General features: G+C 66.6%; 14 protein-coding genes. 10 read left to right on the top strand and 4 right to left on the bottom strand.

Features of this window, described 5'->3' with window-relative positions:
- Positions 1-426 precede the first annotated feature (426 nt).
- The gene (locus HWX03_RS35650) at positions 427-1,692 is read right to left on the bottom strand and encodes an SGNH/GDSL hydrolase family protein (protein WP_175874529.1); all 1,266 of its coding nucleotides are present in this window, start codon (positions 1,690-1,692) and stop codon (positions 427-429) included.
- A 200-nt stretch (positions 1,693-1,892) separates the two neighbouring features.
- Between HWX03_RS35650 and paaA the strand changes: the two genes are divergently transcribed.
- From paaA to HWX03_RS35610, 8 genes are all read left to right on the top strand, one after another.
- On the top strand, positions 1,893-2,891 hold the full coding sequence (paaA, locus tag HWX03_RS35645; RefSeq protein WP_175874528.1) for a 1,2-phenylacetyl-CoA epoxidase subunit PaaA: 999 nt from the start codon (positions 1,893-1,895) through the stop codon (positions 2,889-2,891).
- Positions 2,892-2,927: 36 nt separating this feature from the next.
- Positions 2,928-3,212: a 1,2-phenylacetyl-CoA epoxidase subunit PaaB gene (paaB, locus tag HWX03_RS35640; protein ID WP_006482881.1), complete on the top strand. Its 285-nt coding sequence runs from the start codon at positions 2,928-2,930 to the stop codon at positions 3,210-3,212.
- Between the two features lie 10 nt (positions 3,213-3,222).
- Positions 3,223-4,026 (top strand): 1,2-phenylacetyl-CoA epoxidase subunit PaaC, encoded by an 804-nt coding sequence (paaC, locus tag HWX03_RS35635; RefSeq protein ID WP_175874527.1) that lies wholly within the window; start codon positions 3,223-3,225, stop codon positions 4,024-4,026.
- Between the two features lie 25 nt (positions 4,027-4,051).
- Positions 4,052-4,615 (top strand): 1,2-phenylacetyl-CoA epoxidase subunit PaaD, encoded by a 564-nt coding sequence (paaD, locus tag HWX03_RS35630; protein WP_175874526.1) that lies wholly within the window; start codon positions 4,052-4,054, stop codon positions 4,613-4,615.
- Positions 4,616-4,617: 2 nt separating this feature from the next.
- Complete coding sequence (gene paaE, locus HWX03_RS35625) at positions 4,618-5,706, top strand: 1,2-phenylacetyl-CoA epoxidase subunit PaaE (protein WP_175874525.1); 1,089 nt, start codon at positions 4,618-4,620, stop codon at positions 5,704-5,706.
- A 129-nt stretch (positions 5,707-5,835) separates the two neighbouring features.
- The gene (locus HWX03_RS35620; RefSeq protein ID WP_175874524.1) at positions 5,836-6,648 is read left to right on the top strand and encodes a DUF1835 domain-containing protein; all 813 of its coding nucleotides are present in this window, start codon (positions 5,836-5,838) and stop codon (positions 6,646-6,648) included.
- Between the two features lie 16 nt (positions 6,649-6,664).
- Positions 6,665-7,270, top strand: coding sequence for a TetR/AcrR family transcriptional regulator (locus HWX03_RS35615; RefSeq protein ID WP_006757885.1), 606 nt, complete (start codon positions 6,665-6,667; stop codon positions 7,268-7,270).
- Positions 7,271-7,503: 233 nt separating this feature from the next.
- Positions 7,504-8,151, top strand: coding sequence for a GNAT family protein (locus HWX03_RS35610; protein ID WP_175823282.1), 648 nt, complete (start codon positions 7,504-7,506; stop codon positions 8,149-8,151).
- 66 nt (positions 8,152-8,217) lie between these two features.
- Here the strand turns inward: HWX03_RS35610 and HWX03_RS35605 are convergent, their stop codons facing one another.
- On the bottom strand, positions 8,218-8,742 hold the full coding sequence (locus tag HWX03_RS35605; RefSeq protein ID WP_040143005.1) for an Lrp/AsnC family transcriptional regulator: 525 nt from the start codon (positions 8,740-8,742) through the stop codon (positions 8,218-8,220).
- 214 nt (positions 8,743-8,956) lie between these two features.
- Here HWX03_RS35605 and hppD point away from each other — a divergent pair, with 214 nt between their 5' ends.
- Positions 8,957-10,054 carry a 4-hydroxyphenylpyruvate dioxygenase gene (gene hppD / locus HWX03_RS35600; protein WP_132023223.1) on the top strand — a complete coding sequence of 366 codons (1,098 nt, stop codon included), beginning with the start codon at positions 8,957-8,959 and terminating at the stop codon, positions 10,052-10,054.
- 131 nt (positions 10,055-10,185) lie between these two features.
- Here hppD and HWX03_RS35595 read toward each other — a convergent pair whose 3' ends face one another.
- A complete protein-coding gene (locus HWX03_RS35595) occupies positions 10,186-10,380 on the bottom strand; it encodes a hypothetical protein (protein WP_174432447.1) in 195 nt (64 codons plus the stop codon).
- 330 nt (positions 10,381-10,710) lie between these two features.
- Here HWX03_RS35595 and HWX03_RS35590 point away from each other — a divergent pair, with 330 nt between their 5' ends.
- Positions 10,711-14,301, top strand: a complete 3,591-nt coding sequence (locus HWX03_RS35590; protein WP_175874523.1) for an indolepyruvate ferredoxin oxidoreductase family protein — start codon at positions 10,711-10,713, stop codon at positions 14,299-14,301.
- Positions 14,302-14,448: 147 nt separating this feature from the next.
- On the opposite strand, the gene HWX03_RS35585 is transcribed toward HWX03_RS35590, so the two are convergent.
- A complete protein-coding gene (locus HWX03_RS35585; RefSeq protein WP_175823284.1) occupies positions 14,449-16,719 on the bottom strand; it encodes an NADP-dependent malic enzyme in 2,271 nt (756 codons plus the stop codon).
- Positions 16,720-16,779 lie beyond the last annotated feature (60 nt).

Here is a 16,779-nt window from a genome sequence, read left to right as displayed (position 1 = left end):
TCCATCAAGCGCCCACACTTATCGGCTGTTAATTTTTAAAGAGCATTTCTGCGAGGAACCTGAAGTTTCTCAGCAGCGCTGCGTTTTCAGCAGCAGAGAAGCGAGATTATGAACCGTGTTTCGCAGATCGTCAACAACTTTTTACACTACATCGTTGCGACTGCGGGGCTCAACTTCCTGCGCCGCCAAGGCTCGCTACCACCGAACCCCAACAGCACCGCTTCCCTTCCTCCCGCGCCGCGTTTCCGTTAGCGTGAAAGAGGCGTGATTCTAAGCATCCGCCCCCATCCGCGCAAGCCCTTTGTGAAGAAAGTTTGAAAAAGCCTCCGTGCGCTGCCGCGCACGGAGGCTTTGGGCTCGACGAACGATGTCGCGCCGTCGGCCCACAGGCCGTCGGCAACCTTTCCCTCTATATATAGAAGCGCGTCACTTGCCGCCCACCGCGGCCTGCAGTTGCTCAACCGGCACCGCGTCGGCCATCGCCGTGTAGCCCGCATCGCTCGGATGGATGCCGTCGCCGCTATCGTATCGGCGCTGCAGCACGCTCGGGCGCGCCGGATCGCGCAGCACCGCATCGAAGTCCACCACGCCGTCGAACCCGCCGCCGCTGCGGATCCACCGGTTCACCTCGAGCCGGATCGCTTCGCGTCCCGCCGGCAACGCTGCCGGCGTGAGCGTCGCGCCGAAGACCTTCACGCCCTGCCGGTGCGCCGCCTCGATCAGCCGGCGATAGCCGTCGATCAGCGACGCGGCCGTCACCTGCGTATGCGGGTGATCGCAATCGAGCCCCGCGCGCGGCGGCATCGCCGCGAAGTTGATGTCGTTGATCCCGATCAGCACGATCGCCGCCTTCACGCCCGAGCGCGACAGCGCATCGCGCTCGAACCGCGACGCCAGCGACGTGCCGTAGCACGCGGAATCGCTGAGCAGCCGGTTCCCGCTGATGCCGAGATTCACGACGCCGATCGAATCGGCGCCCGACGCCGTCAGCCGGCGTGCGAGCGCGTCGGGCCAGCGACGGTTCCGGTTCACGCTGGAGCGCAGCCCATCGGTGATCGAATCGCCGATCGCGGCGACGCTGGCGCGTGCGGAACCCGTCTCGACGGCCAGCTCGGTCACCCACGCGTATTGCGTAAACCGGGTGCGGAACGCGCCGGCGCCCGGATCGCCCACGTGATCGCCCGGCGCGGACACATAGTTGAACTGGTTCGACACGCGATGCCAGACCGTCATCCGCTGGTTAGGCCCCATCTGGAGACTGACCGCATACGGCTGCGCGGCCGTCACGTCGATCGCCACCGGATCGCTTTCGAGCGCCTGGCCCGGCGCGAGCGTCACCGACGCCTTGCCGCCGAACCGGACCGGCACCGCCGCGCCGCCGGCGAGTGCCGCCCCTTCCCCGGCGCGCGCGAGGCTCGCTGCCTCGACGACCAGCGGCGCGCGACCGTATGCATTGCTCACGCGAATCCGCGCGGCCCGCCCCGACACGGTCGGGTAGACGATCTGGCGCACGGTCCGCCCGGCCACGTCGGGTGCGCGGTAGAGCGGCGGCGGTGCGGCGAGATCGGGAATCGGCTGCAGCGCGGTCGCCCACGCGGCGACCCAACCGGCCGGCGCGGCCGACGCCGCAAGCGGCGACACGAAAACGGCCGCCCCCAGCACGGCCGCGGCGAAACTGCTTCGAAATGACATCGGCAAAATCCTCATCGGAAAGCGGGCATTGTGCCGCAGAAGACGCGAGCCCCACGTGCGGAGCCGCAGTTGCGCGACCTGATCGCGCCCCGACGTCCCTCGTTTACCCGAGTCCCGCTGCAAATCCGCAAGAAATTTATTAACCGACCGGTCGGTTGGTTTATACTTCGCACACATTCAACCGGACGAGAGCCTTCGCCATGTACACGCAATCCCTCGACATCCCCGGCAACGTCGCGCCGCTCGACGCCGCAGCCGAGTCGCCCGAGCAGGCGCGGTTCGATGCAGTGATGGCCGCGGACGGCAAGATCGAACCGCAGGACTGGATGCCCGACGCGTATCGCAAGACGCTGGTACGCCAGATCTCGCAGCACGCGCATTCGGAAGTCGTCGGCATGCTGCCGGAAGGCAACTGGATCTCGCGCGCGCCGAGCCTGAAGCGCAAGGCGATCCTGCTCGCGAAGGTGCAGGACGAAGCCGGCCACGGCCTCTATCTTTATAGCGCGGCCGAAACGCTCGGCGTATCGCGCGACTCGCTGATCGACGCACTGCACGCCGGCAAGGCGAAATACTCGAGCATCTTCAACTACCCTACGCCAACCTGGGCCGACGTCGGCGTGATCGGCTGGCTGGTCGACGGCGCCGCGATCATGAACCAGATCCCGCTGTGCCGTTGCACGTACGGCCCGTACGCGCGCGCGATGATCCGCGTGTGCAAGGAAGAGTCGTTCCACCAGCGCCAGGGTTTCGACGCGCTGCTGTCGATGATGAAGGGCAGCGACGCGCAGCGCGCGATGGTCCAGCAGGCCGTCGACCGCTGGTGGTGGCCGGTGCTGATGATGTTCGGCCCGGGCGACGCCGATTCGGTCCACAGCAGCCAGTCCGCCAAATGGGGCATCAAGCGGATCTCGAACGACGATCTGCGCCAGAAATTCGTCGACGCGACGGTCGACCAGGCGAAAGTGCTCGGCGTGACGTTGCCCGACCCTGGCCTGAAATGGAACGAGGCGCGCGGCCACCACGACTACGGCACGATCGACTGGGACGAATTCTGGCGCGTCGTCAACGGCGACGGCCCGTGCAACAAGGAACGCCTCGCGACTCGCGTGAAAGCACACGAGGACGGCGCCTGGGTGCGCGAAGCCGCGCTCGCGCACGAAGCGAAGCGCCGCGCCCGCGCCGAACAACACGCCGCCTGAGCGGCAACCCTCGAATTCAGGAATCAGGAGAAAGCGATGAACAAGGAATGGCCGATCTGGGAAGTGTTCGTGCGCAGCAAGCAGGGCCTCGATCACAAGCATTGCGGCAGCCTGCACGCCGCCGACGCGACGATGGCGCTGCGCATGGCGCGCGACGTCTACACGCGCCGCCAGGAAGGCGTGAGCATCTGGGTGGTGCCGTCGTCGGCGATCACCGCGTCGGATCCGAGCGAAAAGGCCGAACTGTTCGAGCCGGCGGGCGACAAGATCTACCGTCACCCGACGTTCTATACGCTGCCCGACGAAGTCAACCACATGTAACGCCCGCGCCATGACGATCACGCCCGAACACCTCTCCTACGTGCTGCGCCTCGCGGACAACGCGCTGATCCTCGGTCAGCGCAACGCCGAATGGTGCGGCCACGGCCCGATCCTCGAGGAAGACATTGCGCTCACCAACATGAGCCTCGACCTCATCGGCCAGGCGCGCATGCTGTACACGCACGCGGCCGAGCTCGATCGCCAGCTCACCGGCGCGACGAAGACCGAGGACGACTACGCGTACTTCCGCACCGAGCGCGAATTCGCAAACTTCACGCTCGCCGAGCTGCCGCACTACGGCCCGCTCGCCGGCACCGCGCACGCCGACAAGGACTACGCGGTGACGATCGTGCGCAACTTCCTGTACGCGGCGCTGATGCTGCACGTGTGGAGCGCGCTGGAAACGTCGACCGACACGCAACTGGCCGCGATCGCCGCGAAATCGGTGAAGGAAACCCGCTATCACGTCCAACATGCGCGCGAATGGCTCGTGCGCCTCGGCGACGGCACCGATGAATCGCACCACCGCGCGCAGGCCGCGCTCGACTACCTGATGCCGTATACGCGCGAATTCTTCGCCGCCGATGCGGTCGACGACGCGATCGTCGCACCGGGCATCGGCCCGGCGCCGGCCGCGATCGAGGCCGCGTGGCGCGCGGACGTGGACGACGCGCTCGCCGAAGCGACGCTCACGCTGCCGGCCCCCGTGAAGCATGTGACGACCGGCAAGCAGGGCGAGCACTCGGAACACATGGGCTACCTCCTCGCGGAAATGCAGAGCCTCGCGCGCCAGCACCCCGGCGCGAGCTGGTAACCGGCCCACGCCACGGAGCCCGACGATGTCCGCCCAGACCGCCGCCCCTGCCCACGCCGCCCCCGCCGCGCACCCCGACGATCCGCTGCTCACCCGCGCGTGGGACGTGCTGGAAGCCGTGCCCGATCCGGAGATCCCGGTCGTGTCGATCCGCGAGCTCGGCATCCTGCGCGACGTCCGCCGCGCGGACGACGGCCGGCTCGAAGTCGTGATCACGCCGACCTACTCGGGCTGCCCGGCGATGTCGCAGATCGCCGAGGACATCGCCGCCGCGCTGCAGGCCGCCGATCTGCCGCCGCACCGGATCGAGACCGTGCTCGCCCCCGCGTGGACGACCGACTGGATCACGCAGGAAGCGCGCGACAAGCTGCGCGCGTACGGCATCGCGCCGCCGGTCGGTCAGTGCGGCAGCGCCGCGCCGCGGGAAAACGTCGTGCGCTTCGTGCCGCGGCCGGTCGCGGCGCCCGCCTGCCCGCGTTGCGGCTCCGCGCGCACCGAACGTCTCGCGCAATTCGCGTCCACGGCCTGCAAGGCGCTGTATCGCTGCGTCGACTGCCGCGAACCCTTCGACTACTTCAAACCCTACTGAATATGGCGACCCCGCAATTTCACCCGCTGCGTATCCGCGACGTGCGGCCCGAGACCGCCGACGCCGTGACCGTCTCGTTCGACGTGCCGCCCGAGCTGCGCGACGCATACCGCTTCACGCAGGGCCAGTTCGTCACGCTGAAGACTCACATCGACGGCGAGGAGACGCGCCGCTCGTATTCGATCTGCGTCGGCACGACGGACTACGACCGTGACGGCGAACTGCGCATCGGCATCAAGCGCGTGCGCGGCGGCCGCTTCTCGAACTTCGCGTTCGACACGCTGAAGCCCGGCCACACGATCGACGTGATGACGCCGGACGGCCGCTTCTTCACGCACCTGAACGCCGACCACGGCAAGCAGTACGTCGCGTTTTCCGGCGGCTCGGGGATCACGCCGGTGCTCGCGATCGTGAAGACGACGCTCGAACTCGAGCCGCGCAGCACGTTCACGCTGATCTACGGCAACCGCAGCGTCGACGCGATCATGTTCGCGGAGGAGCTCGAGGACCTGAAGAACCGCTACATCAACCGCTTCGTCCTCTATCACGTGCTGTCGGACGATCTGCAGGACGTCGAGCTGTTCAACGGCGTGCTCGACCAGGCGAAATGCGCGGAATTCCTCGGCACGCTGACGCCGGCCGACGCGATCGACGAGGCGTTCATCTGCGGCCCGGCGCCGATGATGGACGCCGCCGAAGCCGCGCTGAAGGCGGCCGGCGTGCCGCCGGCGAAGGTGCACGTCGAGCGCTTCGGCTCGCCGCTGCCCCAGGCCGGCGCACCGGTCGTCGAGATCACCGACCAGACGCCGGCCGCCGACCTCGAAATCGTGCTCGACGGCAAGAAGCGCAAGCTGCGCTTGCCGTACGAAGGCGTGAGCCTGCTCGACGTGGGCCTGCGCGCGGGCCTCGCGCTGCCGTACGCGTGCAAGGGCGGCGTGTGCTGCACGTGCCGCGCGAAGGTGGTCGAAGGCGAAGTGCGGATGGAGAAGAACTACACGCTCGAGGCGCACGAAGTGAAGGACGGTTTCGTGCTGACGTGCCAGTGCCACCCGATCAGCGACAAGGTCGTCGTGAGCTTCGACGAACGTTGAGCGGCATCGCACCGGCGCGGCGCGCCGGTTTCTCGTCGTCACACATCTCGCTTACACTAGGGGCCGCCGGCCGGCGGGACATCGCAACGTCCGCCCGGCCGGCGGTTTTCTTTTGTTGACGACAGGCCGATGAGTACCATTCATGTGATTCAGGGCGGCACCGCCGCCGCGTCGCTGCGCGAGGCCCTTGCGCAAACCGGACGCGACGAGCGCGTCGTCGGTTTGCTCGACGATCTTGCGGTCGGGCCGCTGAAGGGCGTCGACGAGACGCCCGACACGCGCGCCGCTTTCTGGCAGCACGTGCTCGGCGACCAGATTCCCGACTGGAACGCGGAAATCGAAGGCGAAATCGCACGCCTCGACCAGCTCGCGACGGAGACCGGCCAGGTCGTCGTGTGGCACGCGCCGAGCGTCGGCGACAAGCTGCTGCTGCGCCGCGTCGCCTATCACCTGCGCAACGCGCCGCAGCGCCTGAACGAGGTGCGGCTGTCGGCCGCCGACCTCGACGCCGCGCAGCGCGCAGCGCTGTCGCGCACCGACCAGGCCTGCGCGACCGGGATGTTCTCGCCCGCGGAACTGGCGCGCAAGCGGCCGGTGGCCGCGCCGGTCTCGGTCCTGCGCATCGGCCGTCTCGCGCTCGAATGGCAGGAAGCGAAGCACCTGAACGCCGAACTGCGTTATTGGGTCAGCAACACGATCAAGAGCGGCCACTACGCCGATCTCGACGCACTGATCGTCGCGCGCGCGGAAACCGACTGGCAGCCCGCGCGGCACCTCGTCGGCAGCATCATGGCCGCCGCCGACCGCGGCGGGCTGTTCGTCAGCGACTCGATCGCCTGGTGGCGCTGCCGCGAACTCGCGGCCGCCGGCCGGCTCGAGCTGCGGGACGACGCGCCCGACGCCCTCTCTTCCACGCAGGTGCGCGCGGCCGCGCACCGCTAATCTTCCGTATTCGACCATGGCCCGAACCCGAGCGCCCGACCACGAATCCCAGCGCGAGCAGATCCTCGACCTGGCCGCAGAGAAATTCGCGCAGACGAGCTACCCGAGCACGTCGATGTCCGATCTCGCGACCGCGAGCGGCACGTCGAAGGCGCGGCTCTATCACTATTACGAGAGCAAGGAAGCGATCCTGTTCGACCTGCTCGACCGCTACACGAAACGGCTGATGCTGATCATCGCCGAGGTCGAGGGCGCGAGCCAGCGGCGCGGCCTCAGCGAGCGCGACGCGTTCGCCGAACTCGTGCGCGCGTTCCTCGCCGAATACGAGACGTCGCACAGCCGCCACGTCGCGCTGCTCAACGACGTGAAGTACCTGGAGGATGCGCAGCGCGAAATCGTGCTCGACCGCCAGCGCGATATCGTCGCGGCGTTCGCGCGCCAGCTCGCGCGCGCCTATCCGGACCGGATCTCCAAGGAAAACCAGACGTCGGTCACGATGATGGTGTTCGGGATGATCAACTGGACGTTCACGTGGCTCAAGCCGGGCGGCCGCCTCGGCTACCGCGATTTCGCCGAACAGGTGATCGACCTGATGGAACGCGGCCTGTCGCCCGGCGCATGATTGCCGCGCAGCAGCATGCGTTGCGCGGAAGGCACACTGCGACAGCCCGCCGCGCATTTCATATGATGAATTTTAAATCTATTAAAAATCAAATAGATACAGAATGAACTAAGCAGGTTTAGAATTTCCCCTCAGGACAAACAACGTCAAATGCGGGTTTTCCCCAACCCCGCTCGGGTAAAATGCTGTTGCATTGCACAACACGTTTGTGCACCCACACTGAGGAACCCACGATGAACACGCCATTCAACGGCCGTGCCGATGCTGTCGGCAAGGTCGGTACTGCGCCGGTTCTCGTCAGGGAACTGGCTTCCAAAGACCGTGAGCAGATGCTCACCCACTTTCTCTCGCTCGACGAAGAGGACCGCCTGCTGCGCTTCGGCCAGATGGTGCCCGACCACGTGATCGAGAACTATGTCCGCACGATCGATTTCGGTCGCGATACCGTATTCGGCGTGTTCGACCACGACCTCGAACTGATCGGCGTCGGCCATCTGGCCTATCTGCCGGCCGAGGGCGACGCGCGCACGGCGGAATTCGGCGTGTCGGTGCTCGAGAGCGCGCGCGGCCGCGGCGTCGGCTCGAAGCTGTTCGAGCGCGCGGCGATCCGCAGCCGCAACACGCACGTGACGATGCTGTACATGCACTGCCTGTCGCGTAACGCGACGATGATGCACATCGCGAAGAAGTCCGGGATGCGGATCGAGTACACGTACGGCGAAGCCGATGCGTACCTGTCGCTGCCGCCGGCCGACCACTCGACGATCATCGCCGAGATGCTGCAGGAACAGGCCGCGGTGTTCGACTACGCGATGAAGCGCCAGGCGCACCGCACGACGAAGTTCATCGAATCGCTGATGCCCGCCGCACTGACGGCCTGACGTCGATGACGTCGGCCAGCCGGGCCGCGCCTGCGGCACGCCCGGCGCCCTTCCTTCCCCGCCGCGCTAGCGCACCGAACGAATCGGCAACGCCGTCGTTTCCTTGAAGCAGTCGAGCGAAAAGCTCGTTTTCACGTCGATCACCGACGGGTGATGCAGCAGATGCTCCTGCACGAAGCGGGAGAAATGCGCCATGTCCTCGACCTGCACGCGCAGCAGGTAATCCATGTCGCCGGTCATCGCGTGGCACGCGACCACTTCCGGCCAGGTCTGCACGGCCGCGCGAAACAGCTCCGCGTGGGTCGCGCCCGCGCGCGCCGACGTCTCGTCGGCCCGGACCGGCGCGAGGCCGCCGCGCTTCTCCAGCCGCACGCTCACGTAGGCAAGCAGGTCGAGCCCGAGCTTCTGCGGATTCAGCAGCGCGACATAGCCGGTAATCACGCCGATTTCCTCGAGCCGCCGGATCCGCCGCAGGCACGGGCTCGGCGACAGGTTCACGCGCTCGGCGATCTCCTGGTTCGACAGGCGCCCGTTCTCCTGAAGAATCGCGAGAATTCGCCGATCGATGGCATCCAATTCGGCTTGCGCCATCTTCTGCCCTCCATTGATTATTTTGAGACTGGAAATTGCGCCATCGTAGGCGCGGGCGATTAAGTTCGCAAGTTTCCGCTCGCGGCCGCCCGCTACACTCTGTCGCATGTCTCGACTCGCCGCGCACGTGCCTTGCCGGCGCGGCCGTCGACCTCGAACCACGCCGGGCACGCGCACGCCGCCCCGGCCGATCGCCCCGTACAGGAGACACGACATGCAGATCCCCACCTGGGACAACCCCGTCGGCACCGACGGCTTCGAATTCATCGAATACACGGCACCGGACCCGAAAGCACTCGGACAACTGTTCGAACGGATGGGTTTCACCGCGATCGCGCGCCACCGCCACAAGGATGTGACGGTCTACCGCCAGGGCGACATCAACTTCATCATCAACGCCGAACCCGATTCGTTCGCGCAACGCTTCGCGCGGCTGCACGGCCCGTCGATCTGCGCGATCGCGTTCCGCGTGCAGGACGCCGCGAAGGCATACCAGCACGCGCTGGAACTCGGCGCATGGGGCTTCGACAACAAGACGGGCCCGATGGAGCTGAACATCCCGGCGATCAAGGGCATCGGCGATTCGCTGATCTACTTCGTCGACCGCTGGCGCGGCAAGAACGGCGCGCAGCCGGGCGCGATCGGCGACATCAGCATCTACGACGTCGACTTCGAGCCGATTCCCGGCGCGAACCCGAACCCGGTCGGCCACGGCCTCACCTACATCGACCACCTGACGCACAACGTGCATCGCGGCCGCATGCAGGAATGGGCCGAGTTCTACGAGCGCCTGTTCAACTTCCGCGAAGTGCGCTATTTCGACATCGAAGGCAAGGTGACGGGCGTGAAGTCGAAGGCGATGACGTCGCCGTGCGGCAAGATCCGCATCCCGATCAACGAGGAAGGCTCGGATACGGCCGGCCAGATCCAGGAATACCTCGACGCGTATCACGGCGAAGGCATCCAGCACATCGCGCTCGGCGCGAGCGACATCTACCAGGCGGTCGACGGGCTGCGCAGCAAGGAAGTGAAGCTGCTCGACACGATCGACACGTATTACGAGCTGGTCGACCGCCGCGTGCCGAACCACGGCGAATCGCTGGACGAGCTGAAGAAGCGCAAGATCCTGATCGACGGCGCGCGCGACGACCTGCTGCTGCAGATCTTCACCGAAAACCAGATCGGCCCGATCTTCTTCGAGATCATCCAGCGCAAGGGCAACCAGGGCTTCGGCGAAGGCAACTTCAAGGCGCTGTTCGAATCGATCGAGCTCGACCAGATCCGCCGCGGCGTCGTGCAGGACAAGGCCTGACGCTTCCGCCGCGCGGCGGTGCCGGGCGACCGGGCAGCTGAGCGATCCGGCGGCACAAAGAAAAAGGGCGGGAATCCTCGGATTCCCGCCCTTTTTGCATTCCGGCGCAGCCAGCGGGCCGCGCGATCGCGTCAACGCACGTTCGCCTTCGACTCGACGGCACGCTCGGCCGACGGCTGTGCTGCGGCGTCCTGGGCCGGCACGATCTGACGCATCTGCGCGCCGGCTGCCGCCAGTGCGCTCGCGCCTCGCGCGTGCACCGGGCCGGTCATCGCGAAAAACGCCGCGGACACGATCAGGAAACTCTGGATATGACGTGTGTTCATTGCACCTCCTGTAAAACTGCCGGCGCCTCCCCGACTGCGTCGGAACGAACCCACGCGGCCGGGCACCTCCGGCAGGCCGACAAGATTAACGGCATTTGCCCGCAGATAGGGCCGGCTTTACATGCCTTTACATGATGTAACGCATTATCACGCCCTGTTTTATGGCGCGCTGCCGCAATCCACTCCGCCTTTCAGCCGATGACCGGCGGGTTTGCCCCAGTGCTACCATCCCTTAAAACCGGCGAACATGCCGGCCACTGCAGACGCATCCAAAAGATGCCGACGCAACCGAAGTTTTGGTGATCCCAGACCGGGTGGAGGAGACAGTTAATGAATGCCCCGCTAGACGCAGACCAACGCGCGTCGCTAGAAGCCGCGCTGAAGTCCGTCACGCTTGACGACAAATACACACTGGAACGCGGCCGCGCGTACATGAGCGGCATTCAGGCCCTCGTGCGCCTGCCGATGCTCCAGCAGGAACGCGACCGCGCCGCCGGTCTCAATACGGCCGGCTTCATCTCCGGCTACCGCGGCTCGCCGCTCGGCGGCCTCGATCTGTCGCTCTGGAAAGCCAAGCAGTACCTGGCCGCCCACCAGATCGTCTTCCAGCCCGGCCTCAACGAAGATCTCGCCGCCACCGCCGTGTGGGGCTCCCAGCAGGTGAACCTGTACCCCGGCGCGAAGCACGACGGCGTATTCGGCATGTGGTACGGCAAGGGCCCGGGCGTCGATCGCACCGGCGACGTCTTCAAGCACGCGAACTCGGCCGGCTCGTCACGGCACGGCGGCGTGCTGGTGCTCGCCGGCGACGACCACGCGGCGAAATCATCGACGCTCGCGCACCAGTCCGAGCACATCTTCAAGGCCTGCGGGCTACCGGTGCTATTCCCGTCCAACGTGCAGGAATATCTCGATTTCGGCCTGCACGGCTGGGCGATGAGCCGTTATTCGGGCCTGTGGGTCGCGCTCAAGTGCGTGACGGACGTCGTCGAATCGTCGGCGTCGGTCGACATCGACCCGCATCGCACCGAGATCGTGTTGCCGACCGATTTCATCCTGCCGGAAGGCGGCCTGAACATCCGCTGGCCCGATCCGCCGCTCGTGCAGGAAGCGCGGCTGCTCGACTACAAGTGGTACGCGGCGCTCGCCTACGTCCGTGCGAACAAGCTCGACCGGATCGAGATCGATTCGCCGCATGCGCGCTTCGGGATCATGACCGGCGGCAAGGCGTACCTCGACGTGCGCCAGGCGCTGATCGATCTCGGCCTCGACGACGAAACCTGCGCGCGGATCGGCATCCGGCTGTACAAAGTCGGCTGCGTGTGGCCGCTCGAAGCGCAGGGCGCGCAGGCGTTCGCGCGCGGCCTCGACGAAATCCTGGTGGTCGAGGAAAAGCGCCAGATCCTCGAATACGCGATCAAGGAAGAGCTGTACAACTGGCCCGATGCGCAGCGCCCGCGCGTGTTCGGCAAGTTCGACGAGAAGGACGGCGCCGGCGGCGAATGGTCGGTGCCGATGGGCAACTGGCTGCTGCCCGCGCACTACGAGCTGTCGCCGGCGATCATCGCGAAGGCGATCGCGACGCGGCTCGAGAAGTTCGAATTGCCGTCCGACGTGCGCGCGCGCATCGCCGCGCGGCTCGCGGTGATCAACGCGAAGGAAATGGCGCTCGCGAAGCCGCACGTGCAGACCGAGCGCAAGCCGTGGTTCTGTTCGGGCTGCCCGCACAACACGTCGACCAACGTGCCGGAAGGCTCGCGCGCGATCGCCGGGATCGGCTGCCACTACATGACCGTGTGGATGGACCGCAGCACGAGCACCTTCAGCCAGATGGGCGGCGAAGGCGTGCCGTGGATCGGCCAGGCGCCGTTCACGGACGAGAAGCACGTGTTCGCGAACCTCGGTGACGGCACCTATTTCCACTCGGGCTTGCTGGCAGTGCGCGCGGCGATCTCGTCGAAGGCGAACATCACCTACAAGATCCTCTACAACGACGCGGTGGCGATGACGGGCGGCCAGCCGGTCGACGGCGTGCTGACGGTGCCGCAGATCACGCACCAGCTCGCGTCCGAAGGCGCGAAGAAGATCGTGATCGTCACCGACGAGCCGGAGAAGTACGACAGCCAGAAGGCGCTGCTCGCACCGGGCGTGACGATCCATCACCGCGACCAGCTCGACGACGTGCAGCGCGAGCTGCGCGAGATCGAAGGCACGACGATCCTGATCTACGACCAGACCTGCGCGACCGAGAAGCGTCGTCGCCGCAAACGCGGCACGTATCCGGACCCGGCCAAGCGCGTCGTGATCAACGACGCAGTGTGCGAAGGCTGCGGCGACTGCTCGGTGCAGTCGAACTGCCTGTCGGTCGAGCCGCTGGAAACCGAATTCGGCACGAAGCGCCAGATCAACCAGTCGAGCTGCAACAAGGACTTTTCGTGCGTGAAGGGCTTCTGCCCGAGCTTCGTCACGGTCGAGGGCGGCCAGTTGAAGAAGCCGAAGGCCGTGTCGGTCGACGGCAGCGCATTGCCGCCGATTCCGGAACCGACGCTGCCGCCGATCGACCGTGCATACGGCGTGCTCGTCACCGGCGTGGGCGGCACGGGCGTCGTCACGATCGGCGCGCTGCTCGGGATGGCCGCGCACCTGGAGAACAAGGGCGTGACCGTGCTCGACGTCACCGGCCTCGCGCAGAAAGGCGGCGCCGTGATGAGCCACGTGCAGATCTCGCACGCGCCGACCGACATCCATGCGACGCGGATCGCGATGGGCGAAGCCGATCTCGTGATCGGCTGCGATGCGATCGTCACGGCCGGCGACGAGTGCACGTCGCGGATGCGGCACGACACGACGCGGGTGGTCGTCAACAGCGCGCAGACGCCGACCGCCGAATTCATCAAGAACCCGAACTGGGCGTTCCCCGGCGTGTCCGCCGAGAACGACATCCGCGCGGCGGCCGGTGAAGCGGTCGACTTCATCGACGCGAACCGCTTCGCGGTCGCGCTGCTCGGCGACGCGATCTACACGAACCCGTTCGTGCTCGGCTACGCGTGGCAGAAAGGCTGGCTGCCGCTGACGCTCGCGTCGCTCGAACGCGCGATCGAGCTGAACGCGGTGTCGGTCGACAAGAACCGCGCGGCCTTCGACTGGGGCCGCCGCGCCGCGTACGACCTGGCCAGCGTGAAGCAGGCCGCGGCCGGCGACGCCCGCCCCGCGCAAGGCGCCACGGTGATCTCGCTGCACACGAAGAAGGCGGTCGACGCGCTGATCGCGAAGCGCGTGGAATTCCTCACCGCGTACCAGAACGCCGCGTACGCGTCGCGTTATGCGGCATTCGTCGACAAGGTGCGCGCCACCGAGCGTGCGCTGGCGGACGGCGACACCGTGCAGGAGCCGCTGACCGAAGCGGTCGCGCGCAACCTGTTCAAGCTGATGGCGTACAAGGACGAATACGAGGTCGCGCGGCTGCAGTCCGATCCCGCGTTCCTCGCGCGCCTGACCGCGCAGTTCGAAGGCGACTGGAAGCTGAAATTCCACCTCGCGCCGCCGCTGTTCGCGAAGACGGATGCGCACGGCCATCTCGTGAAGAAGGCGTACGGCCCGTGGATGATGTCGGCGTTCCGGCTGCTCGCGAAGGCGAAGTTCCTGCGCGGCACGGGGCTCGATCCGTTCGGCCGCACCGCGGAGCGCCGCACCGAGCGCGCGCTGATCGGCGAGTACGAAGCGCTGATCGGCGAGGTGCTGACCAGGCTGAACGCGGCCAACCGTCCGCTCGCGCTCGAGCTCGCGGCGCTGCCGGACGGCATTCGCGGCTACGGCCACGTGAAGGAGAACAACCTGCGCGCGGTGCGCCAGAAGTGGGACACGCTGCTCGCGAAGTGGCGTTCGCCGGCAGGCGGCCAGTCGCACCAGCAGGTCGCATAACGGTACGCGGCGGGCGGGGCGTTCGCGGTCAGAACGCCCCGCCCGCGCCGCCTCTTACGGTTCACGCAAAAAAAACGCCACGGAACGCAGGTTCCGTGGCGTTTTTCATTGCGCCGCGCGTGACGCGCGGCACACGCGGGCGTGGACTTACTTCGTGTTCACGTTCGCGGCGGCAACGGCCGTCATGTTGATGATCCGGCGCACGGTCGCGGCCGGCGTCAGGATGTGGACCGGCTTGGCCGCGCCGAGCAGGAACGGGCCGACCGTCACGCCTTCGCCGCCGACCATCTTCAGCAGGTTGTACGCGATGTTCGCGGCTTCGACGTTCGGCATGATCAGCAGGTTCGCTTCGCCCGACAGCGTCGTGCCCGGGAACGCCTGCTTGCGGATCATTTCCGACAGCGCCGCGTCGCCGTGCATTTCGCCGTCGACTTCGAGGTTCGGCGCACGTTCGACGATCAGCTTGCGGGCCTCGGCCATCCGGCGCGACGACGCGGACGGCGCGCTGCCGAAGTTCGAGTTCGACAGCAGCGCGGCCTTCGGCACGATGCCGAAGCGCTCGATCTCGGCGGCCGCCTGGATCGTCATGTCGGCGAGCTGCTCCGCGCTCGGCACTTCGTTCACGTACGTGTCGCACAGGAACAGGTTGCGGCCCGGCAGCATCAGCAGGTTCATCGCCGCGAGGTGCTCGGCGCCGTTCGCACGGCCCAGCACCTGCTCGACGAACTTCAGGTGGCTGTGGAACGTATCGATCATCCCGCAGATCATCCCGTCCGCATCGCCCAGGTGCACGAGCATCGCGCCGATCAGCGTGTTGAACTTGCGCATCGCGGCCTTCGCGACTTCCGGCGTCACGCCGTCGCGCGCGCCGATCTCCTGATACGCCTGCCAGTAACGGTGGTAGCGCGCATCGTCTTCCGGATCGACGATTTCGAAATCGGTGCCGGCCTTCAGCTTCGAGCCGATCTTCGCGAGGCGCATGTCGACGACCGACGGACGGCCAATGATGATCGGCTTCGCGATCTTTTCCAGCAGCACGAACTGCGCGGCACGCAGCACGCGCTCGTCCTCGCCTTCGGCGAACACGATGCGAGCCTCCTTCTGCTTCGCGGTCGCGAACACCGGGCGCATCACCATGCCGGTGCGGTAGACGGTCGCGCCGAGCTGCTCGCGGTACGCGTCCATGTCCTGGATCGGGCGCGTGGCGACGCCCGAATCCATCGCGGCCTGGGCGACGGCCGGCGCGATCTTGATGATCAGGCGCGGGTCGAACGGCTTCGGAATCAGGTAGTCCGGCCCGAATTCGAGCGAATGGCCTTCATACGCCTTCGCGACTTCCTCGCTCTGGTCGGTTTCCTGGGCCAGCTCGGCAATTGCGCGCACGCACGCGAGCTTCATTTCTTCCGTGATCGTCGTCGCGCCGACGTCGAGCGCGCCGCGGAAGATGAACGGGAAGCACAGCACGTTGTTGACCTGGTTCGGGTAGTCCGAGCGGCCGGTCGCGACGATCGCGTCCGGGCGGACGGCCTTCGCGTCTTCCGGGCGGATTTCCGGTTCCGGGTTCGCGAGCGCCAGGATCAGCGGGCGGTCGCCCATCGTCTTGACCATGTCCTGCTTCAGCACGCCCGCGCTCGAGCAGCCGAGGAACACGTCAGCGCCGACGATCGCGTCGGCGAGCGTGCGCGCGTCGGTGTTCGCCGCATAGCGCTGCTTCGACGGATCGAGGTTGCCGCGCCCTTCGTAGATCACGCCCTTCGAATCGGCGACGAGGATGTTCGACTTCGTGAGGCCGAGGTTCACCAGCAGGTCCAGGCACGCGATCGCTGCCGCGCCCGCGCCCGAACACACGAGCTTCACGTCCGACAGCTTCTTGCCGACGACCTTCAGGCCGTTCAGGATCGCGGCCGACGCGATGATCGCGGTGCCGTGCTGGTCGTCGTGGAAGACGGGGATCTTCATGCGCTCGCGCAGCTTCTGCTCGATGTAGAAGCATTCCGGCGCCTTGATGTCCTCGAGGTTGATGCCGCCGAGCGTCGGCTCGAGCATCGCGATCGCCTCGACGAGCTTGTCGGGGTCGGACTCCGACAGTTCGATGTCGAACACGTCGATGCCCGCGAATTTCTTGAAGAGGCAGCCCTTGCCTTCCATCACCGGCTTCGCGGCGAGCGGGCCGATGTTGCCGAGACCGAGCACGGCCGTACCGTTCGTGATGACGCCGACGAGGTTGCCGCGCGACGTGTACTTCTGCGCGTCGAGCGGATCGGCGTGGATCGCCTCGCACGCGGCGGCGACGCCGGGCGAATACGCGAGCGACAGATCGAGCTGGTTCGACAGCGGCTTGGTCGGGGTGACCGAAATCTTGCCGGGTTTCGGGTTCAGGTGATAAGCGAGAGCGGCCTGCTTCAGTTGTTCGTCCATGATTGACCTGCGAGAGACATGCGAAATATTGACGACTCAGTACACAGCACCTTCGGCCGC

This window comes from Burkholderia sp. BCC0397, from assembly GCF_902832865.1.
GTDB lineage: Bacteria > Pseudomonadota > Gammaproteobacteria > Burkholderiales > Burkholderiaceae > Burkholderia.
The sequence above is the reverse complement of the archived record's forward strand: the minus strand, read 5'-3'. Positions and strand labels throughout refer to the sequence as shown.